The sequence below is a fragment of the Glaciecola sp. XM2 genome, assembly GCF_018595715.1.
Lineage (GTDB): Bacteria > Pseudomonadota > Gammaproteobacteria > Enterobacterales > Alteromonadaceae > Glaciecola.
This window is the reverse complement of record NZ_JAHEOJ010000014.1, coordinates 51,427-72,042: the sequence shown is the minus strand read 5'-3', so window position 1 is coordinate 72,042 and position 20,616 is coordinate 51,427. Positions and strand designations below refer to the sequence as shown.

19 protein-coding genes are annotated in these 20,616 nt (G+C 44.1%); 4 read left to right on the top strand and 15 right to left on the bottom strand.

The window, feature by feature from the left end; genetic code table 11:
• From KJ365_RS00775 to KJ365_RS00735, 9 genes are all read right to left on the bottom strand, one after another.
• Positions 1-891, bottom strand: coding sequence for an ABC transporter ATP-binding protein (locus KJ365_RS00775; protein WP_214449712.1), 891 nt, complete (start codon positions 889-891; stop codon positions 1-3).
• A gap of 152 nt (positions 892-1,043) precedes the next feature.
• Positions 1,044-1,448 carry a response regulator gene (locus KJ365_RS00770; protein WP_214449711.1) on the bottom strand — a complete coding sequence of 135 codons (405 nt, stop codon included), beginning with the start codon at positions 1,446-1,448 and terminating at the stop codon, positions 1,044-1,046.
• 121 nt (positions 1,449-1,569) lie between these two features.
• Positions 1,570-2,538: an asparaginase gene (gene ansA / locus KJ365_RS00765; RefSeq protein ID WP_214450083.1), complete on the bottom strand. Its 969-nt coding sequence runs from the start codon at positions 2,536-2,538 to the stop codon at positions 1,570-1,572.
• 64 nt (positions 2,539-2,602) lie between these two features.
• Positions 2,603-5,404: a DUF349 domain-containing protein gene (locus KJ365_RS00760; protein ID WP_214449710.1), complete on the bottom strand. Its 2,802-nt coding sequence runs from the start codon at positions 5,402-5,404 to the stop codon at positions 2,603-2,605.
• A complete protein-coding gene (locus KJ365_RS00755) occupies positions 5,394-5,687 on the bottom strand; it encodes a YeaC family protein (RefSeq protein WP_214449709.1) in 294 nt (97 codons plus the stop codon). The genes KJ365_RS00760 and KJ365_RS00755 overlap by 11 nt, the downstream gene beginning before the upstream one ends.
• Before the next feature lie 4 nt (positions 5,688-5,691).
• Entirely contained in the window at positions 5,692-6,024 is a 333-nt protein-coding gene (locus KJ365_RS00750) for a zinc ribbon domain-containing protein (protein WP_214449708.1), read from the bottom strand.
• A 117-nt stretch (positions 6,025-6,141) separates the two neighbouring features.
• Positions 6,142-7,776 carry an alanine/glycine:cation symporter family protein gene (locus tag KJ365_RS00745; protein ID WP_214450082.1) on the bottom strand — a complete coding sequence of 545 codons (1,635 nt, stop codon included), beginning with the start codon at positions 7,774-7,776 and terminating at the stop codon, positions 6,142-6,144.
• Positions 7,777-7,827: 51 nt separating this feature from the next.
• A complete protein-coding gene (locus tag KJ365_RS00740) occupies positions 7,828-8,955 on the bottom strand; it encodes a M14 family metallopeptidase (protein WP_214449707.1) in 1,128 nt (375 codons plus the stop codon).
• A gap of 166 nt (positions 8,956-9,121) precedes the next feature.
• A complete protein-coding gene (locus tag KJ365_RS00735; protein WP_214449706.1) occupies positions 9,122-10,804 on the bottom strand; it encodes a methyl-accepting chemotaxis protein in 1,683 nt (560 codons plus the stop codon).
• Positions 10,805-11,154: 350 nt separating this feature from the next.
• Between KJ365_RS00735 and KJ365_RS00730 the strand changes: the two genes are divergently transcribed.
• The gene (locus KJ365_RS00730; RefSeq protein WP_214449705.1) at positions 11,155-11,577 is read left to right on the top strand and encodes a hypothetical protein; all 423 of its coding nucleotides are present in this window, start codon (positions 11,155-11,157) and stop codon (positions 11,575-11,577) included.
• Positions 11,574-11,768 carry a helix-turn-helix transcriptional regulator gene (locus KJ365_RS00725; protein ID WP_214449704.1) on the top strand — a complete coding sequence of 65 codons (195 nt, stop codon included), beginning with the start codon at positions 11,574-11,576 and terminating at the stop codon, positions 11,766-11,768. The genes KJ365_RS00730 and KJ365_RS00725 overlap by 4 nt, the downstream gene beginning before the upstream one ends.
• Before the next feature lie 158 nt (positions 11,769-11,926).
• Here KJ365_RS00725 and KJ365_RS00720 read toward each other — a convergent pair whose 3' ends face one another.
• Positions 11,927-13,372 (bottom strand): glyceraldehyde-3-phosphate dehydrogenase, encoded by a 1,446-nt coding sequence (locus KJ365_RS00720; RefSeq protein ID WP_214449703.1) that lies wholly within the window; start codon positions 13,370-13,372, stop codon positions 11,927-11,929.
• Between the two features lie 339 nt (positions 13,373-13,711).
• On the bottom strand, positions 13,712-14,092 hold the full coding sequence (gene msrB / locus KJ365_RS00715) for a peptide-methionine (R)-S-oxide reductase MsrB (protein WP_214449702.1): 381 nt from the start codon (positions 14,090-14,092) through the stop codon (positions 13,712-13,714).
• Between the two features lie 424 nt (positions 14,093-14,516).
• On the opposite strand from msrB, the gene gap reads away from it, so the two are divergent.
• A complete protein-coding gene (gene gap, locus KJ365_RS00710) occupies positions 14,517-15,515 on the top strand; it encodes a type I glyceraldehyde-3-phosphate dehydrogenase (protein WP_214449701.1) in 999 nt (332 codons plus the stop codon).
• Between the two features lie 36 nt (positions 15,516-15,551).
• The gene (locus tag KJ365_RS00705) at positions 15,552-16,463 is read left to right on the top strand and encodes a D-hexose-6-phosphate mutarotase (RefSeq protein WP_214449700.1); all 912 of its coding nucleotides are present in this window, start codon (positions 15,552-15,554) and stop codon (positions 16,461-16,463) included.
• A 2-nt stretch (positions 16,464-16,465) separates the two neighbouring features.
• On the opposite strand, the gene KJ365_RS00700 is transcribed toward KJ365_RS00705, so the two are convergent.
• The 4 genes from KJ365_RS00700 to pgl are packed head-to-tail and all read right to left on the bottom strand — an operon-like array spanning position 16,466 to position 20,614.
• Positions 16,466-17,110, bottom strand: a complete 645-nt coding sequence (locus tag KJ365_RS00700; RefSeq protein ID WP_284731241.1) for a bifunctional 4-hydroxy-2-oxoglutarate aldolase/2-dehydro-3-deoxy-phosphogluconate aldolase — start codon at positions 17,108-17,110, stop codon at positions 16,466-16,468.
• Positions 17,100-18,068: a glucokinase gene (gene glk / locus KJ365_RS00695; RefSeq protein WP_214450080.1), complete on the bottom strand. Its 969-nt coding sequence runs from the start codon at positions 18,066-18,068 to the stop codon at positions 17,100-17,102. The genes KJ365_RS00700 and glk overlap by 11 nt, the downstream gene beginning before the upstream one ends.
• A gap of 5 nt (positions 18,069-18,073) precedes the next feature.
• Complete coding sequence (gene edd, locus KJ365_RS00690) at positions 18,074-19,909, bottom strand: phosphogluconate dehydratase (RefSeq protein ID WP_214449699.1); 1,836 nt, start codon at positions 19,907-19,909, stop codon at positions 18,074-18,076.
• Positions 19,910-19,921: 12 nt separating this feature from the next.
• Complete coding sequence (pgl, locus tag KJ365_RS00685; protein ID WP_214449698.1) at positions 19,922-20,614, bottom strand: 6-phosphogluconolactonase; 693 nt, start codon at positions 20,612-20,614, stop codon at positions 19,922-19,924.
• Positions 20,615-20,616: the final 2 nt, after the last annotated feature.

The window sequence follows — 20,616 nt, the reverse complement described above, 5'->3', positions numbered from 1 at the left end:
CTAAGCAGCGTTGTTTTGTTCAACAGAACGAGCTTCTGCTAAGGTAGAGAAGTAGACATCTTCCAGACTCGCAGGAGCACTTTCAAAACCTTCAGGCTGACTATCTGCTATTACATGCAGTACTGTTCGACCAGCAAACAGGCGTGTCGATAACACATCTAAATCACTAGAAATCTCTTCGACTTCATGTGCCTGAACGGTTTTACGCCAAATTTTTCCCTGAAGACTTTCTGTGACGCTAATGGGGTTGCCTTGCAACAAAATTTGACCTTGCCCCAATACTGCCATGTCTTCACATAACTCTGATACATCATCAACAATGTGCGTAGATAGGATAATTACTTTGTCTCGCCCAAGGCTAACCAATAAATTATGAAACCGGTTACGCTCTTCAGGATCTAGGCCCGCAGTAGGTTCATCGACGATGAGTAAATCGGGATCACCTAGTAACGCTTGTGCAATACCAAAACGTTGTCTCATGCCCCCTGAAAAACCGCTCACCGCGCGCTTTCTAAATTGAAAAAGATTAGTATGCGCTAGTAGCCCATCCACCGTTTCTCGGCGTTCTGCTTTGTTTTCCAAACCTTTTAAAATGGCTAAATGGTCTAGTAATTCATATGCGCTTATTCTCGGATACACGCCAAAATCCTGCGGCAAATACCCAAGTCGCTTACGTAATTCATTGGGTTGGTTTACCGCGTCTACGCCGTCAAACATAATGCTTCCGGTATCAGGTTGCTGGAGCGTCGCAATAGTGCGCATTAAGCTAGATTTGCCCGCACCGTTTGGCCCTAAAAGACCGAATAGTCCTTTGGAAATATTTAAGTCGACATCTTTGAGCGCATGGACGCCGTTGGCATAGGTTTTTGAAACTTGACTGATCTTAAGCATGCATGATTCCCTTTTAGCAATTCAGGTATATCTGGCTAACCTAGCAACCTTTTAAACAAAAAAGAACCTTTTGTTTTATAGAATCTGTTACCAAATGTGTTTTATTGATTGCGAAAAGAACGTCGTAAACGGTTTACGTTATGCATCGTCCATCAACTGAGCTTTATCCTACCTAATAATTTGACAATTCGATACTCGAGTTCTTTTGGTTGAAAAGGCTTTGCCACATACTCATTTACGCCTGCTTTGATGGCATGTAAAACCTTTTGTTTGTCATTGGTAGCCGTTAGCAATAAAAACGGAATGTGCGCATGCTCAGGGGAGTTTCGTACTTTTAGCAGCAACTCATAGCCAGTCATTTTTGGCATATCCCAGTCACACACAATTAGGTGAATATTTTTTTGTTGTAAAATCTTCCATGCGGCCTCGCCATTGCTGGCTAAATCGACCTTTTGGGCGCCAAGGTTTTTTAAACAACCTTTGATTACGCCCAAAATAGCATCCATGTCATCAACCGCAAGAATATTAATGCTCTCAAGCACAGCTTTGGGGTCCATGGTGTGTCAGTCTCGTGAAGATTGCGCCATCAAGGCACAAGTACTACAGGTGCTAACGATAGTACGACAAGCGATTGATGATTAAAACCCTTGTTCGCAAGCATCTAGGCAATTTAGATAATTAGAGAGTCATTTCACCGCGAAGGTTTTGCGTCATAAGCGCTTGTTGTTGAGAAAAACTCAAATTCGGCTGACTCAGCACATAATGTAACTTAGCAAGCGTTGCTTCGGGCGTCATATCTTGCCCAGATAGCGTTTGCGTTTGCTCCACTAATTTGCCGTTTGCATACCCGCTCATATTCACTTTGCCGCGCATGCACTGAGTGCAGTTAATCACCAATATTTGTTGTTCGGCTGCATACTTCAGCTGCGCTAAAAGAGCGGGATCAGATGGCGCATTACCTACTCCATAGGTCAACAAAATAAGCGCCTTAACCGGTTGTTGTAAGACATTTTTAAGTAAGCCAGTGTGCATGCCTGGATAGAGCGTCAACATGCCTACGGCTTGGCTTTGAATAGTGGCCACAACAAGGGGCTCAACATTATCTTGAAGCTTGCTAATGGTGACGTGGGATTTAATGTTGATTCCCGCGTCTAATAAGCGAGGAAAGTTTGGTGAATCAAAGGCCTGAAAACCATCGGCATTGACCTTTCGGGCTCGATTCCCTCTAAATAAGCTATTGTTGAAAAACAAACTAACTTCTGGAATGGGAAAGTTGGCGGCGATATACAACGCATTTAGTAAGTTTGCTTGTCCATCTGAACGAAGCTGTGCCAATGGTATTTGGGAGCCTGTCACAATCACAGGCTTGGCCAAATTTTCGAACATAAACGATAGGGCAGATGCCGTATATGCCATGGTATCGGTCCCGTGAAGGATAATAAAACCATCGTATGCGGCGTAATTATCTTGAATATCTTTAGCAATAGTTTGCCAATCTGCCGGCACCATATCACTTGAATCAATAAGCGTATCGTACTCATGCACCGTGAACAGCGGCATTTCTGGACGATGAAACTCAGGTAAGTTTTCCAAGGTCTTGGTCAGATAGCCTGCCACCGGCACAAACCCTTTATCTGACGTCTGCATACCAATCGTGCCGCCTGTATAAGCGATATAGATATGCTTTTTCTTTGTCGCTTCTGCCAAGCGTTTACCCCTTCATATACAGCGTTTTAAAGATAGCAAGTTGTTTCACATCGTCATCACTCAAGCTACCTTGCGCAATCCAGTGTGCGAGCATGTCATCTTTACTAGGCATGCTCTGCCCTTCAAGTTTAGCGGCCATAAGGGCAAGTTGAACTTCTTTTTTGAGCGCTGACTCAGCAAATAGAGCATTCTGTGCAAATAAAACGTCGGCGGCTAACGCGGTTTGCTCTCTCGTAAAAGACTGCAACACCGGATGACTTCTATACGCTTGTTGAAACGCTTGTTTAAAAGGCGCCGACAATGCTTCTACCGACTCGTGAGGTATAGTTTGCTGGTATTCACCTAGCACGTTAAACACGTCTTCATATTTACTCTGCTCTTTTGCTTGTTCGAAGTGTTTAAGCTTTTTGTCGTAAATGGCTTGTGCCGACGAAAAACGTTTTGTTAGCGCTCGTTGAGACGCCTTATCCACCGCCTGCATAGCGTTTTTCACTGTGTCGAAGTCACCATCAAGGGCTGCCATTTCACCCATATTCTGAGCATCACTGACCTTAGTTAATATGCTTTTAATTGCACTTTCTAAGTGTTGAACTTGCTCGTGTGAGGCTTGCTTTTGTGCGTCTCGCTGGGCATTTAACCGCGCAAACACTTTGTCATTTGCTTCTCTAAATGCTTGCCACAATACGCTATCTTGTTTCTTGCCAGCAAAACCAATTTGTTTCCAGCTTTGTTGCAACATTTTTGCTTGCTCACTTGCCTCTACCGAATTTTCATTATCTAGGAGTGCAGTTGCTCGTTTGACCAAATTTTGTTTCTGGCGAGCATTGTCTTCATAAAAGGCGTCCACCTTTTGTTGCAGCGGTTTTAGCGCTGACAGATAGGCTTTATGTAGCTTATTTTTTGCATCTCGGTCAAACGCTTTAAGCGAGCGATATTGGGTGCTTAAGGATTGAATTTGCTTATTAAGGACAATGGGGTCGTCTAGGTTATCCAACGCCTTTAGTGCATCCACCACTTGCTGGCCTTTTCGCAAGTTTTCGTCTCTTACTTTGTCTTGCTGAGCAAAAAACTCACGACACGGCGCAAACGCTTTCTCAATTGCTTCGTCGAACTGCGTATTGTATGCATCGTCTTCTTCGGTGTGCAATTTACCTAATGACAGATACTGTTGGCGATATTGTTTTACCAATGCAGCGCGCTGTCCGATATCGATGTTTGTATTTGCAATCAACGCCTCAGCCATACCTATTAACTCAGGTTTACGAGGCCCAGCAATATACGACTGCCAGTCTTGCAGTTCTGCGACCTTTTCACGGATATCAGACATGCGTTTGTTGATACTTATAGATGGTTTATCTATCTCATTAAACATATCTTGCGCGGTTCGAAACACACCAATGGCTGATTTAAATTTGCCTTGTTCAATCATTTTTTGACACACGGCCAATTTGGCTAAGCATCTTTTCTCTTGTCGCCGCGCTTGCTCAATCAGCGCTTTTTTTTGCTGAGTAAACTGCGTCTCTAAGGCTTTGAACTGTTGACTTCGACCAGCACTAATACCTTGTTTTTGTAGGGTTGAAAACGCTTTTTTGAGAGAGGAAAAATCATCTATTGGCTGGCCATCTGCAGTGTTTTTATCGTCTTGCGGCATGAGTAGCGCTTGAGCCTTAGCAATAATCTGCTCTGCAAGGGCATTGTTGGCAATAAATGTGGGGAGCGCTTTAAGCTGTGCCGCCTTTTCGTGTAGCTTGTTTTGAATGTGCGTAATTTGAACTTGATGGGCACGGCTGATATGAGCACTATCTATTTCCGTGACTTCTAGGTTTAAATCTCCAATGGCGTTGTCGAGCAATTCAATTTGACTGTTTAACTGCGCGTCGTCCCCTGAATCAGCGAGCAGGTCAACCTGTTGCGCCATGCTATGTGCACGTTTCTCAATGTCGTCAATAACGTCTGAGACACCATCAAGATGCACTTGCTTAAGATAATCTGGCTCAAGATGCGCTAAGCGTTTATCCACTTTCTCTTTTACAGCTAGATACTTTTGAGTAATAAGTGACCCATCATCTTCAGATAAATAATGAAACTGTGCTTTAAGTGCCTCGAATTCCTCTACTAAGCTCTGCTTTTGCTGATTGATGTAGGCATAGTCAAAACGCTCAACAAGGGCAAGTAGCTTTGCATTTATCAACTTACCTGCAGCTATAATTTTAGGGGGCATGCTAGCGGCTTGTTCTATAAGGTTTAACTTTTCTGTCAGCGCACTTTGTATATCAACGCTATTGTCATATTTTTTAAAACGCTTTAACTGTTTCTCGTCGTCAGTATGTTCGATGAACAAGCGTTTCTGTGCATCAGTAGCGAGCTCTTGATAAAACCGTCTAATGTCGTTTTCTTGGCCATATTCTAAAAGCGCTTCTGCGCACAATACTGCGTTGTACTGAAGGCGCTTACTAGCAAAAATCAATTCCCTAACGATGGGGACATGCTTACCTTTCGTGATGACATCGACAAACAAGCTATCACTTACCGCTTGCTCGTCCTCAATCAAGGTCATTACCATCTCTTTTGCTTGTGCCTTTACCTTTTGATGATAGTGGGTATCGTAGGCTTTTAACCACAGTGGAAACGAGTTTAAGCGCGCTAACGCAGCCAAACTAACATCGGCATCTTCGTCATTAAACGCCAGTTCGTGCAAGGCGCGTTTGTCAGCGTCCTTAGAGGGCTGTAAAGCAGCGACAGACGCCTGTCTTTTACTGGCGTCCGAACTCTCGTAAGGCTTTTTAAATAAACGGTCAAATATCATCGCTTTTAAACCGCGCTAAAGGAACTTGATTAGAGCTTTTTTGCTTCATTTCCTGCTGCAGCTCTGCACGACTTTTCTGCACAATCTCTCCGTCTTTACCTACCGTCATATGCTCTTCTGACTGAGACACTTTGGCTTGATACAACATCACAGCTTGCAGTGCACTTTCCTTTTGCTCATCAGTTAAACGCTGACCGTCTGGCCATTTGCCGGTTTCTACCGCTTGTCGAAGGTTCTCAAAAATTTGCGGGGTCATCGCCGCCACTAACTGATCAACTTGCACGTGTCTACTTCCTTTTTGCTAAAGTAATGCGCACGCGATTTATCGCGTACCAAATAAAGCCCAATGTGGTTACCCCAAGGGCAATATTATACATCAAAATACCTTTCTCATTGTTTTCATAATCACCCATGAACACAAAATAAGCACCCACTATAAAGATCAAGATCGCTAGCATCGACTGATTTTGAAGCTGGTGAAGTTTCTGATACCGCTGGTGGCTTAATTTACGTTGAATATCTTCAGCGCTTGAATCACCAAACGCTAAATTACAGTGGGGGCAGGTTTTCACCTTATCTGAAATGGGTTTAGAACATGCAGGACAACTTGTTATCGCCATCTAATCCTCTCTATCATTAAAACGGTTAACGCTAAATCAAAAAAGGTTAACCATGTTAGGTTAACCTTGCGGAGTTGCTTGTCTTAGCAACCCCGTATTTTATATGAATATGGTGTGCTATTTGTTCACTTTTTCCCAGTATTCATTCATCGACTGTTTCATTTCTTTACGCAGCATCATGATCCCAAACAAGTTAGGTAAGGTCATCACAACAATCGCTACTGCCGATAACGCCCAAACCAAGGTAGTATCGGAAATGGCAGCCCAAAAGAAACCGGCGACATAAATCACGCGGTATGGCATAACTGACGCTGGCCCTAGTAAATATGTCATGGCGCGATCCCCATAATATGACCAAGCAATGGCGGTAGAGAACGCAAACAACAGCAGTCCGACCGATACAATGTATTTGCCCCATTCACCAAAAAAGCCCTTGGTAAATGCAATCGCGGTAAGACTAGCTGAATGCACCAGTGACTTACCCGACACAATAATATTCGCACGACTTATCTCGCCATCTTCTACTTTCAATGTGCCGGTAAACGGGTCATCCACTGAGCCAATAGAGTAAGTTACATCTTCAGCAAATGAGCGCGCGTTGATAAGCGTATAGCCACCAGATATTGCGACACCATTTACCACTTGTATTTCGCCCGTAAACTTCTCTACACTCGCGTTATCATAATCATTGAGGTATTGATAGAGCGCTCGAACGTCTTGTTCTTTCGCTTCAGAATACTCACCCGCGAAAAATTGCATATCAGAGCGGTCGAAGATATTTTCATGTTTTTGATTCCACACACCTGACGATAAGATAACAAGACCGGTCACGGTACAGATGATAATAGTGTCAATAAACGGCTCTAGAATAGACACCATCCCTTCAGACACCGGCTCTTTGGTTTTTGCTGCGGCGTGCGCGATAGGGGCAGATCCCTGACCCGCTTCGTTTGAAAACAACCCACGATTCACACCACGGTTAAAGGCATAAGCTAAAGATGCCCCTAAGAAACCACCTGCGGCTGCAGACCCAGTAAATGCATCGCTTATCACAGACGCAAAAGCAGGACCAATATTAGAAAAGTTTGCAAAGATTACCGCAAATGCGCCAATCATATAAACCAAGGCCATAAACGGCACTATTTTTGAGGTCACCGCGGCAATTCGCTTAATGCCGCCAATAATAACTAGGCCTAGCAAAATGGCTAGCGCACCACCTACATAAACAGGTGAAAAGCCAAAGGTGGACTCAATACTCGTCGCAATACCATTACTCTGAGGCAAGTTACCCGTGCCAAACGAGCTAATCACGGTAGCTACTGCAAACGCAACCGCCAACCATTTCATGTTTAAACCACGGTCCATGTAATACATAGGGCCGCCAGCCATGGTGCCATCGTCGGTTTTGACACGGTATTTATGCGAAAGCGTGACTTCCACAAACTTCGTTGTCATACCTAGGAATGCGGTTGCCCACATCCAAAACAGTGCTGCAGGACCACCTAAAAAGATAGCGAATGCTACGCCACTGATATTACCGGTACCCACGGTGCCGGAAAGTGCCGTTGTTAAACTTTGAAAGTGAGTGGTATCGCCCGGCTCATCACCCTTGTCAAACTTGCCTGTCACTACTTTCCAAGCATGTTTGAAAAAACGTATTTGCGGGAATTTTAAGTAAATGGTAAAAAAAGCACCTACACCTAACAGCACAAATGGGAACCACTTAGCCCCCCCAAGATAACCGTCGAGCATATTGAAAAAATCGAGTAAAGCATCCACGTGTGTATTTCCTTTGTTATTATTTTATCTAAGATTAACGCTTACGGCTCGGATAGCAACTAATAAATCTTCACCTAGCTGATGACAACGCGCAGGCGACCAACCAAAACTCTCATCTGGCAAGTCTGCATTATCTTTAAACGGCATTTCTAATGTGTAGGATAAACAATCAAACTTGTGCCCGACCGCGTTACAAGCAATGGTAAGATTTGCTTGGCCAGGCGCATCTTTAGGGTATCCATGAGTATCCTGAAACTCTGGCGTACACGCCATTAGACTTTGTTTAAACGCTTCTTCAAGGTTGGCGATACGCTCGCCATAGTTTGGATTACCCTCGGTTCCGGCAACAAAATTATAAGGTAGTGCCTCATCGCCGTGCACATCTAAAAATAAGTCAACACCGGTTTGCTCCATTTTTTTGAGTACATGAAACACTTCAGGGCTTTTCTCTAAGCTAGGCTCAGCCCACTCTCTGTTTAAGTTCATACCCGCAGCATTGGTGCGCAAATGGCCCCGCGCGCTGCCGTCAGGGTTCATGTTTGGCACCACATAAAATTGATTATTCTCTAGCAAGGCTCTAGCGGTACCATCATCCTCATCGAGTAAACGAGTAAGAAAGCCCTCAATTAACCACTGTGCCATTGTCTCACCGGGATGCTGACGTGCGGTCACCCAAATTTTATTTTTATGATCAGCATCTTCACCAATCATCAATAAGTTTAGCTCACGCCCGTCAAGGGTAGTGCCTAACAGCTCATGCCTACAATCAAATGACATTTGCGCATCGGCAATGAGGTTGAGATGCCTTTCGTAGCTATAAGGCGCAAAATACGCGAAGTACACACTGTCGTACTCAGGCGTAAAATCGATTCTTAATGTATCCCCATCAAATTCGGTATCTACTCTAAACCACTGCTCTCGATCGTAGGAAGCAACGGCTTTATAGCCGCGCCATCCATCTGGATATGCTGATTTAGCTAAATCATTGATATAAAGCACATGCTCAACAAATGGTGTTGCGTGAAGTTTAAAATGAAACCACTGATAAAAGTCAGACTGATTGTCTTTATTTATGGAAAGCTGGATATCGTTTGGCTGGTCTGCACGAATAACGTGAATGTTACCGCTATCAAACTGGCTATTTATTATCATTATATTAGGCCTCGGGTCGATTGCGCTTAAAGTGTATCATAACGATAAGCCAACCGAGAAGCCGCATAATCAGCGAATAAACAAATTTAAGCTTTTGCTGCGCATCTGCATACGATATTCATCAATATGTTCAGCAGACTAATGCGAGTGATGAACAAAAAGGTCTTTAAAACATCACCACATCATCATTTTTTTGGGAGCTATCACCACGAAGACTCCCATCTACCTTAAATCGGCTAGCAACACTCTTTATATCATCAATCACACTTTCTACCATTTGCGTTGTTTCAGTGATTTTTTGATTAGAGTGCTTGGTTTGCTCGGAAAGTTGCACCGCCTCTTCAACCTCATTAACGACCTGCTGTGATGACTGATACTGCTCGTTAATCATCTCACTTATTCCTGTTTGCTTGCTTACCAAGGTCGTTAACACTTGATTGGTCGACTGCATAAACTCGATCATTTGAGAGTATTTGTCGGTAGTTTGGGACGTCAGAGCAATGCTAGAGCTTATGCTATTAGATGTGTCTTGTGTGTTCTGATTGAGTCTTTTGATGGTTTTTGTGATTTCAGCGGCAGATGCTTGCGTCTTTTGCGCCAACTGCCTGACTTCATCAGCGACTACTGCAAACCCCCTACCCGACTCACCGGCTCGCGCCGCTTCAATGGCAGCATTTAACGCGAGTAAATTCGTTTGTTCTGCGATATTCAAAATAGTGTTAAGCATATTTGAGATTGAATCAGATTCAGTTTTAAGGTCATCCATTCTATCTTGGCTTAACTTCATTGCTTCGCTGACATCAGATACCAGCTGTTTGCTCTCAATATACTGTTTGATTTCTTCTTGCATACTTGCTGCGGTTTGCTCAATAAAATTTTCATTTTCATTACCCGACGTAAGCAACGTAGAAGAGCTGTCATTAACCTGCTGAATAAACTTTTGTAAAGCCAATGAGCGAACGTGAGACTCATCAACTTCTGAACTGATCGTATGCAGTTGCGTGAAGGTGTCACCAATAAACCGACCTAACTGTTCCATATTGACCAAAATTTCGTTAATAAGCTTGCCTAAATCGGTGCGTATTAACTCCACATTTTGGCTCAGTTGACCTATTTGATCTTCACGATCAATCGACATGGGATGGGTAAAATCACCCGACGCTAAGTGTTTTGATAGCGTGTTTATTTTATGAATAGGCTTAATGATGCGTTTTTCAAACATGATGGTAATAAACAACAAGGTCGCTAGCGACGATAGCACAATGAGGATCGCTGAAACGAGCGACTTAACAACACTTTCATCCAATAGCTGTTGACCAGCACTTTTGGTTTTCGCATCGACGAGCGCTACAGCCTCAACCAAAAGCTTACTTGGCTCACGATCAATACCTCGAACTGAGGTATCTGCAGCCTTGTGATCATAACCACTGCTAATAAAATACTCATAACCATCTTTGTACGACGCAATCATGCCCGGATATACCGACTGGAAACGCGTTAGAAGCTCTGTAAGCTCCGGGTCTGTGGTCTCTGCCAACACATTATCAACACGTTGCGGTATGTCTATGGAATGCTCGATAAAGCGCTGCCAGTATTTTTCAAGTTGTTCTGGGTCATGCCCGCGCAACAACGTATTTTTCCACTCTTGCACCTGAGTTTTAAAATCGATATTCAGATTGCTGATGGTCTCTAACGTAGACAACTCATCATTTAAAAGCGATTGGTAGCTGCCAATAATTTGGTTTTTTCCCTGAATGCCAATCACAAACACCGTAATCAAGACACCCACACCGGCTATCAGAATCGCCAACACCTGCAGGCGAATACTTTTAGATAGTAATCCAATCATTATTTCTCCGAGACTATATCTGGGCGAGAACAGTGCATTCTCATCTTTAATAACAAAAGTATCGGCAAATATAAGTGCAGGCTGAGAAACTTTTTATGACAATTACGTGACAGTTTTATTACAGCAAAACGCCTGCTAGGCCTGTTAAGGCTGGGCTCATCAAAAAAGCAATGCAATACTCCAATTGTAAAAATGTTATGTTTTAATAACTTTATGTAAAGCTTACTTGACTTTGCATATTGTGAGAGCTAATCTAACAAAACGTAAAGCAAGCTTAACTTTATGACAAGTGATATTAACAAGCCGATTTCCCAACGCCATCAGCGTAGATGGCCTCAGCAGGTAACATTATGAATACAGTCGATACGAACGAACAGAGCATAAAAACCAAACAAAACAGAAACACCAAATCCCTCGCATTATGGACAGGCTTATGGATGCTGAGTTTAGCGACCGCTGCCTTTGGTCCAAAGTTTCTATGGGACTATCACAGCGTTATTACTATATGCACGGTGATCACCAATTTAGTGATGGGCTATAAAATGATCATGGCAAATAAACAGCATTTGCAGGATTTGGATGAACTACAACAACGCATTCACTTAGAAGCAATGGCCTTATCGCTTGGCGTGAGCATGGTTGCTGGCGCGATGTTTGGCTTACTCGAGAGTATCAAACTCGTGTCAATTACCCCTAATCCCTCAAGTATTTTGTTTGTGATGGGCATTACTTACATGATAGGTATGGTGTTAGGTACAAGGAAGTATGGATGAAAAATCGTTTTAAAGTGCTGCGAGCAGAAAGAGATTGGACACAAGCAGATTTAGCTGATGCTCTGAATGTTTCAAGACAGACCATCATTGCCATTGAGAAAGGCAAATACGATCCAAGCCTAACGCTTGCATTTAAAGCTGCGAAGTTATTTGAACTGAAAATTGAAGACATTTTTCAGTCTGAAGATTAATCGTAACCACTGACATATGCGCCAAGCACTTCGCTGGCGCCTTTTTATTCAACTTTCGATGTTCTCACACTCAATATACAGCCAATAAAAAAGCCAGCATAACGCTAGCTCTTTTTGATAAACCCAGTTTGTGAGTAACTTGTGATTTATTCTACCATTTAGTTCGGCAAACTAGGGATAGATACACCAGCCATATCCCGAACTACTCGCATAACCTGACAGCTATAGCCAAACTCATTGTCATACCACAAATATAATGTTGCGCGGTTATCAGCCACAATCGTTGCCTGAGAATCGACTACCGCAGCGGCTCTTGCGCCAACCAAGTCGGTAGACACTATCTCTTTTGAAGAAGTAAAATCGATTTGGTGTTGTAAATCAGAAAACAATGAAGCTCGCTGCAAAAACTCATTCAAAGAAGTCTTGTCTAGATTCTTTTTCATGTTTAAGTTGAGGATGGCCATCGAAACGTTTGGCGTTGGTACGCGTATTGCGTTGCCCGTCAGCTTGCCTTCAAGTATCGGGTAGGCCTTAGCAACTGCTTTTGCCGCACCTGTTTCGGTGATCACCATGTTAAGTGACGCGGCTCGTCCACGACGGTCTGCTTTGTGGTAGTTATCAATTAAGTTTTGATCGTTGGTAAATGAATGTACCGTTTCCACATGGCCATTTTCAATGCCATACTCTTCATCCAAAGCCTTTAAGACCGGAGTGATAGCATTTGTAGTACAGCTGGCTGCCGACAAGATGGTGTCTTCATCAAGCACATCCCCATGATTAACACCATGCACGATATTCTTAATGTTGCCTTTACCTGGAGCGGTTAAAAGCACTTTCGCAGCGCCTTTGGCTTTGAGATGCTGACCTAGACCTTCTTCATCTCGCCACATACCAGTATTATCGACCACAATAGCGTCGTTGATACCGTAAGAGGTGTAATCCACTTCGCTTGGATGATTTGCATAAATGACTTGAATAAAGCTACCGTTTGCTTTGATCGCTTTGCGTTCATTGTCCACAGTAATACTGCCATTGAAACGCCCGTGCACCGAATCCCTTCTGAGTAAACTGGCACGCTTTTCAAGATCACCATCTTTGCCGCCACGCACAACAATCGCGCGCAATCGGAGTTTGTTATTTTTGCCTTGGCGCTCAATCAATAAACGCGCTAATAAACGACCGATGCGACCAAAACCATATAACACAACATCGCGAGGCGCCTGATCATCTTTTTGATTAACCACGCTAGCAAGCGCTTGTTGAAGATACGCATCTAAATCGCTTTCGTCTTTCGCCTTACCAAAATGAAAATTAAAAGCCAGTTTGCCGATATCGATTTCACAAGGAGGCAACTGCATTTTGCTTATCGCTTCAAGGATTGGCCAACTCTCGCGAAGGCGAAGTTTTACCCCTTCAAACAAGCGAACAGTGCGGTGCGCCTTAATCACATCAATGGTGCTTGCATTTAACAACGTACGACCGTAAACGGTAATTTCAACCGAATGGTTGCGATACAGGCTACCAATAATAGGCAACATGCGCTCGGCGAATTCCTGGCGCTCCTGAAAACTGCTTTGTAACTCTTGTTCAAACTGCTGATTCATTTACCTAGACCTTGAATAAAAAATGGAAAAGACGAATTAGAAGCGCGCATTCTATGCAAAGGGAGGCAAATTGCCAAATTGGTAATTACTTTCAATTTTTAAACGTAAGTCGATAATTCAGTGCAAATATCCGTAAAAAAACATCAAACAGGTATCTTGGTAGGTGATTTTGCGACGAAAAAGGCAGTGACTTCTCCATGTTCACAAAATCAACACGACTTTATGAAACAAACTTTCACTGCATACTTCACATAAACACTGTTTATGCCATTAAACAGGAGCATTTCTTTTTCAAACCAGCACTAACAAGTCTGAGGCACCAAACACAATAGTGCAGCATTAACCTTCACGGTCAACAAACGATAACGATAGCGAGTTTACGCAATAGCGCTTGCCCGTAATATCAGGGCCATCGTCAAATACATGTCCTAGGTGAGCATCACATGCCTTACAGAGAATCTCAATACGAGACATGCCAAGGCTATTGTCTTCTCTGTACACCACATTCGCTTCGTCACTTTGCTCATAAAAAGAAGGCCACCCGCAACCAGAGTCGTATTTTGCACCCGACTCAAAAAGCTTTGCACCACAGCACTTACACAAGTAATTTCCACTCGCTTTATTATTTAAATACTCCCCGGTAAAGGGTCGCTCGGTGCCGGCCATACGAGTCACGCGATACTCTTCACGGCTCAATTTGTCTTTGTAAGGGTCACTCATGTTTTGTTCCGCATAGGTGTTTGAATAAGACTTAGTCTAATACTTAACCCAAGTAATTCAAAGACGACATCGCGCAATTTCCCAATCGAGGATAAACAAGTTATGAACGTCAAAAAACCACACCCGAAACCTTATACATCACAAAAGATATCGCTCACAGGGCGCTACCTATCATTCGTAACATTAATAAGACGCTGTAAAGTCATACGAAAAATCCTCTTCTAACATATCAATAAGCCATGCTAAGAATTGACCGCAACGCACGGTTACCGTCAGTGCTAGCGACTTCAATAATGTAAACATTAAACATTTTGAATATTTTGTAATTTAACAACATAAAGTGGACTATATTGGCTAAATATGTTTATATTACTGCTAATTACGTAAGTAAATTACACTTAATACAATTTAAAAGGTCTTAAACATGGCAATTAATCTTGGTATCAACGGGTTTGGGCGCATTGGCCGCTTAGTATTAAGAGCGGCAGCAGAGCGTTCTGATATAAATGTAGTCGCCATCAACGACTTGCTAGATGTTGATTACATTGCATATATGTTTAAGTATGACTCAACGCACGGCATCTTTGACGGAACCGTTGAAGTGGTTAACGGACAACTGGTAGTAAACGGAAAATCCATCAGAGTCACAAGCGAGCGAGCACCTGAAAACCTAGCTTGGGACGCGGTTTCGGCTGATGTGGTGGTAGAGTCAACAGGCTTATTCTTAACCGAAGAAACCGCTGCAAAACACATTCAAGCTGGAGCAAAAAAGGTCGTACTATCAGCACCATCGAAAGACCATACACCTATGTTTGTGATGGGTGTTAATCATAATGAGTATGCTGGGCAAACCATTGTATCAAACGCGTCTTGCACCACGAACTGCCTCGCTCCTCTTGCCAAAGTACTGAATGACAACTTTGGTATTAAAGACGGCCTCATGACAACGGTGCACGCGACAACGGCAACGCAAAAAACCGTTGACGGCCCTTCTCACAAAGACTGGCGTGGTGGCCGCGGAGCACTGCAAAATATTATTCCATCGTCTACTGGTGCAGCAAAAGCCGTTGGGCGCGTTATACCTGAGTTGGCCGGTAAGCTAACGGGTATGGCCCTTCGAGTACCGACAGCCGATGTCTCTGTGGTCGACTTAACCGTCAACCTCGAGAAACCAGCGACTTATGCACAAATATGTGAAGTCATTAAACAAGCATCGCTGGGCGACATGGCGGGTATTCTAGGTTACACAGAAGATGCGGTCGTGTCACAAGACTTTGTTAGCGATACTCGCTCATCTGTATTTGACGCTACCGCCGGTATCGCCTTAACCGACACTTTTGTGAAATTAGTAGCATGGTATGACAATGAAATGGGTTATGCTAACCGAGTCTTAGACTTAGTCACTCACATCAACAAAAACTAAAAGCATGGCGGGTGACGCTTGATTAGGTGAGCTATTTTGAAGCCAAACGTGCCCCGCCCAACCGCTTCTTTCCAAAACATACTTGAAAATGCTGCGAGTGCAACCTACGTATGCGCAGAAAAAGGCCCCTGCATTGCTATTCAAAATGCTGCGGCTAGCGCTCTAATCTCTTTGCATGGCGCGCAACTGCTATCATATTGTCCTAGCCATGATAATCGTGAACGACTATGGGTAAGTGCTCAGGCAGTATTTGACCAAAATAAGGCAATTCGCGGGGGCGCACCTATTTGTTGGCCTTGGTTTGGGCCAAACAAACAAGATAAACGCTTACCGGCCCACGGCTTTGTGCGCACGCAGACTTGGGATCTGATTGAGGCAAATGAGATTGTCAGTCGCGATACGGTAAAACAAACCGTTTGTCGCTTTCGTCCCAAGCAACTGGGATTATTAAATACGCCAGAGACGCTAGATGTTGTATTACAAATCAGCATAGGCGAAACATGTGAATTACGCCTCACCACCACAAATCAAGGTGAGCACAGTGCTAATCTATCTCAAGCCATTCATACTTATTTCGCCATAGGCGATATCCACAAGGTCCAAATTAAAGGCGTGGATACGAGTTATTTTAACAAGATAGACGACAGCCAAAATAATCTAAGTCCAGTGCCCTATTGCATTACTAGCGAAACCGATAGAGTGCACGAATACCCCTCAAATGATCCGCAAATAATCTCACTTGAGGCTGACCAAGCGCCCTTGGTGCACATCGAGCAACATGGACATAATGGCACCGTTGTATGGAACCCATGGATTGATAAAACAGCTGCGTTAAAAGATATGGACGACGAGGATTATATGCACATGCTGTGTATTGAGGCAGTAACTGAGCCCCAGATTGAATTGAAGGCTGGACAACAGCAAGTGTTAACCCAGCGATTTCGCTAATGCTATAACGCGGCTTGGGCTACCGCTTTGCTCGCTAGCTCAGTAATACTACTCCAACGTTTTTCTTCAATCACGTCATTAGGCGCAAGCCAAGAGCCACCAACACATTTCACATTAGGTAAGGCTAAATACTCTAAATAGTTGCTAGGACTAATACCGCCCGTTGGACAAAATACCGTATTTGGGAACGGGCCGCCAATAGACTTAAGTGCTTTCACGCCTCCTGCAGCTTCAGCTGGAAAGAATTTAAGATGGTCGTAACCAGCATCGTTCGCCTTCATCAGATCAGAAATATTTGAAATGCCAGGTATCAAAGGAATGCTGCCTTTCATTCCCGCATCTAACAAATCAGCGGTTAAACCTGGGCTGATTGCAAACTTAGCGCCTGCATCGGTAACAGCCTTCAGCTGTTCGCGGTTTGTCACTGTTCCAGCGCCAATATAAGCTTCTGGAAGATGCTTTGCGATGGTGGCAATCACGTCCATGGCTGCGGCAGTTCTTAAGGTGACCTCTAGCACATTGATGCCACCTTTGATGAGTGCCTCTGCAATGGGCAGCGCATCTTCAACCTTCTCTATCACAAGTACGGGTACTACTGGACCTTGGCTAAAAATGTCCGCTGACGTTAGTGTCCAATTATTCATCATCTTGCATTCTCTGTGTTTGTTGTAACAAATAAGCCAATGCGCCTACCAAACCGTGATCTGGTTCGTTAATAAGGTAGGTGGGTATGCGTTTAACATAATGGGAAAATTCCCCTTTGGCCTCGAATTTTTCTCTAAACTTACTCTGTAAAAAATGCTCTTGGAGTTTACTGGTAACACCTCCGCCAATAAAAATCCCACCTGTTGTGCACAAATTCAGAGCAAGATTACTGGCAAAACTCCCCATAATTTTACAGTATTGGTCAATGGTTTTACGGGCAATTGGGTCGGTGTTATTAATGCCTGCGGTGGTAACTTCAGATGGCTTGAGCAGCTTTGCCTGTATCCCTTTATCTTCACAAAAGGCACGGTACATATTCACAATCCCGCGGCCAGACATTACCTCTTCTGCCGATGCTCTGCCGTCGCGCTTTATTAGGTATCGCCAGATAATCAAATCGTCATCTTCAGTCGGCGCAAAATCCACATGACCACCCTCCCCATCGAGCGTATGCCAGCCATCGGGTGTCCATGTAAGATGCTCTACACCAAGCCCGGTACCTGGTCCGAATACGGCAATATTGCCTTTTTCACGGGCACTGCCCCCACCTATTTGTATTACTTGGTTATGATTTAACGTCGGTAAAGAATGAGCGACTGCGGTAAAGTCGTTAATCACATATAGATGCTCAAGGCCTAAATGCTTTTTAAGCTCAGCGGTAGAAAACTCCCAAGTATGATTGGTCATCTTCACTGCATCACCATTTACCGGACAGGCAATGCCGATGCAACCTGCAGTAAAATCATGGCGATCAATATCTGTTTGAAACTGCAAAATGGCATCATCAATATGCTCAAAATCGTTGCATAGATATTTTTTGATTAACGAAATACGACCGTTTTCAACCAAAGCAAGACGGATGTTAGTACCACCAACATCCGCAACAAATTTACTGCCCACTACACTCACGCTGGCATCTCTGAGGCTTGCTCAACGAACAAAGAGCACGCCCCTTCTTCAGCGCCAGTAAGCGTTGAACGCATACCCGCAAAAAGCTCACGCCCCATACCATGGTGACTTTCGCTCAAGTTAATGTTTGCTTGCGCTCTTGAAGCTAGCTCATCTTTTGACACATGCAGCGTAATTGCGTTTGATTCCGTGTCAATCTCAACGATGTCGCCGGTTTGAACCTTCCCAATCAATCCGCCTTTGTACGCTTCAGGGGTAAGATGAATAGCAGCCGGTACTTTGCCCGAGGCACCTGACATGCGTCCGTCGGTGACTAATGCAACTTTATAACCACGGTCTTGTAACACACCTAGAGGCGGCGTAAGACGATGCAGTTCAGGCATACCAATGGCGGAAGGCCCTTGAAAACGCACAACTACGACACAATCTTTATTGAGCTCACCTGATTGAAAGGCTTCATCAAGCGCATATTGATCTTCAAATACCACTGCAGGTGCCTTGATATGGCATTTTGGCTCTCGCAGAGCTGAGGTTTTAATGACCGCTCGCCCTAAATTGCCATGCAGTACCGACAAGCCGCCATCAGGTTTAAATGGCTCATTAATATCCGCAAATACCGCTTTATCGAATGACTCAGCTGCACCATCTTCCCACACTAACTCGCCGTCTTTCAGCTTCGGTTCTTTTGTATAAGCCTCAAGACCTTTGCCACAAATCGTTGTCACGTCGTTATGAATTAAGCCTTTGTCTAATAATTGCTTAAACAATAATGACATGCCGCCAGCGGCAGTAAAATGATTGATATCGGCAGAACCATTGGGATAGATACGCGTGATAAGCGGCGTAACGCTCGAAATATCTGAGAAGTCATCCCAGTTCACAATAAAGCCAGCAGCACGGGCAACTGCCACAAGGTGCATAGTGTGATTAGTAGAGCCACCGGTGGCAAGTAAGCCTACTAGGCCGTTTACCATGGCCTTAGCATCGACTACATGACCAATTGGCGTGTAATTATCCCCAAGATCAGTTAAACGCGTGACCTGTCTTCCAGCCGCTGCGGTCAGGGCATCGCGTAATTCTGTGCCAGGGTTCACAAACGATGAACCTGGTAAATGCAGCCCCATCATTTCCACCACTAGTTGGTTACTGTTGGCGGTGCCGTAAAAGGTGCACGTACCTGCAGAGTGATAAGATTGTGATTCAGCCTCTAATAAGGCTTCACGATCAGCTTTGCCCTCTGCGAACGCTTGTCTGACACGAGCCTTTTCTTTATTCGGTAAGCCAGATGGCATTGGACCCGCTGGCACGAAAATGGTAGGCAAATGGCCAAAGCTTAAGCTGCCTAACAACAACCCTGGGACAATTTTGTCACAAATCCCAAGCATTAAAGCGCCATCAAACATGTTATGGGACAAACCAATGGCCGCTCCCATCGCAATGTTATCGCGGCTCATCAAGCTTAGTTCCATACCCGGATTACCCTGGGTTACACCGTCACACATCGCCGGCACACCACCTGCAAATTGCGCAACGCTGCCCACTTCGCTAATGGCCTTTTTCAAAGCTTGTGGATAGGTTTCATAAGGTTGATGCGCACTTAGCATATCGTTATAGGAAGAAACAATGGCAATGTTTGCCTTAGTCATACTGCGTAAATCAGCTTTATCTTCTTTACCACATGCCGCAAAACCGTGTGCTAAGTTCCCGCAAGATAAAGCGCCCCTATGCGGCCCTTGGCGTCGTGCCTTGTCTATTTTATTTAAGTAGTGTGCGCGGGTTTCTTTACTGCGCTCAACAATGCGCTCGGTGACTTCTTGAATAACTGAATTCATTTTATTTATTACCTATGGTGCCCAAACTAAATTTACGGTGCTGTTGTCACATACCGCTTTGATTGGCTTTTCAATTGCTGAATGATTAGCAAGTGCGGTTTCTAATACAGCACGCTTTTTGTCGCCCGTGATATGCAAAAATATATGTGGGCTCGCCACAATTGAAGCTAAACTCAACGACATTCGCTGATGAGGCGCACTCGTCGGTTGCGTTGCAATCACTGGAAGCTTTCTTTGTAAGTTTAATCCCTCTTGAATTTGCTCACTGCAAGGGAAAAGCGATGCTGTGTGACCATCTTCGCCCATACCCAAAATAACGATATCAAGGGGAAAGTCGATGCTTTGTATGCGCTTGGCAATAGTGCTCTCGGCATTTTTTGCATCACCATCGTCTGTGACAAGTGACACGAAATTCGCTGCGCTCGCTTCGTTTATCATGAGGTTTTCTTTGACTAACTTTTCATTACTCGCTTCGTGAGTCGCGTCTACCCACCGGTCATCCGCCAATGTGATATACACCTTATTCCACGGCAAGCTAATTTGTGAAAGCGCCTGAAACAAAGGTTTTGGCGTAGAGCCGCCGCTCACCGCGATGCTTGCTGAGCCTTTTTGACTGATGCTCTGCTTTAAAATGCTGGCAAGTTTATGGCTAAATGCGCTGACTAACGCATCTGAGTTTGCATACTCATCTAAAACAATGCTCATGA

Excerpts from the sequence above, each read along its gene's own strand:
- KJ365_RS00775 (WP_214449712.1), bottom strand. The coding sequence starts at position 891 with ATGCTTAAGATCAGTCAAGTTTCAAAAACCTATGCCAACGGCGTCCAT.
- KJ365_RS00770 (WP_214449711.1), bottom strand. The coding sequence starts at position 1,448 with ATGGACCCCAAAGCTGTGCTTGAGAGCATTAATATTCTTGCGGTTGAT.
- ansA (WP_214450083.1), bottom strand. The coding sequence starts at position 2,538 with ATGCAGACGTCAGATAAAGGGTTTGTGCCGGTGGCAGGCTATCTGACC.
- KJ365_RS00760 (WP_214449710.1), bottom strand. The coding sequence starts at position 5,404 with ATGATATTTGACCGTTTATTTAAAAAGCCTTACGAGAGTTCGGACGCC.
- KJ365_RS00750 (WP_214449708.1), bottom strand. The coding sequence starts at position 6,024 with ATGGCGATAACAAGTTGTCCTGCATGTTCTAAACCCATTTCAGATAAG.
- KJ365_RS00745 (WP_214450082.1), bottom strand. The coding sequence starts at position 7,776 with ATGCTCGACGGTTATCTTGGGGGGGCTAAGTGGTTCCCATTTGTGCTG.
- KJ365_RS00740 (WP_214449707.1), bottom strand. The coding sequence starts at position 8,955 with ATGATAATAAATAGCCAGTTTGATAGCGGTAACATTCACGTTATTCGT.
- KJ365_RS00735 (WP_214449706.1), bottom strand. The coding sequence starts at position 10,804 with ATGATTGGATTACTATCTAAAAGTATTCGCCTGCAGGTGTTGGCGATT.
- KJ365_RS00730 (WP_214449705.1), top strand. The coding sequence starts at position 11,155 with ATGAATACAGTCGATACGAACGAACAGAGCATAAAAACCAAACAAAAC.
- KJ365_RS00725 (WP_214449704.1), top strand. The coding sequence starts at position 11,574 with ATGAAAAATCGTTTTAAAGTGCTGCGAGCAGAAAGAGATTGGACACAA.
- KJ365_RS00720 (WP_214449703.1), bottom strand. The coding sequence starts at position 13,372 with ATGAATCAGCAGTTTGAACAAGAGTTACAAAGCAGTTTTCAGGAGCGC.
- msrB (WP_214449702.1), bottom strand. The coding sequence starts at position 14,092 with ATGAGTGACCCTTACAAAGACAAATTGAGCCGTGAAGAGTATCGCGTG.
- gap (WP_214449701.1), top strand. The coding sequence starts at position 14,517 with ATGGCAATTAATCTTGGTATCAACGGGTTTGGGCGCATTGGCCGCTTA.
- KJ365_RS00700 (WP_284731241.1), bottom strand. The coding sequence starts at position 17,110 with ATGATGAATAATTGGACACTAACGTCAGCGGACATTTTTAGCCAAGGT.
- edd (WP_214449699.1), bottom strand. The coding sequence starts at position 19,909 with ATGAATTCAGTTATTCAAGAAGTCACCGAGCGCATTGTTGAGCGCAGT.
- pgl (WP_214449698.1), bottom strand. The coding sequence starts at position 20,614 with ATGAGCATTGTTTTAGATGAGTATGCAAACTCAGATGCGTTAGTCAGC.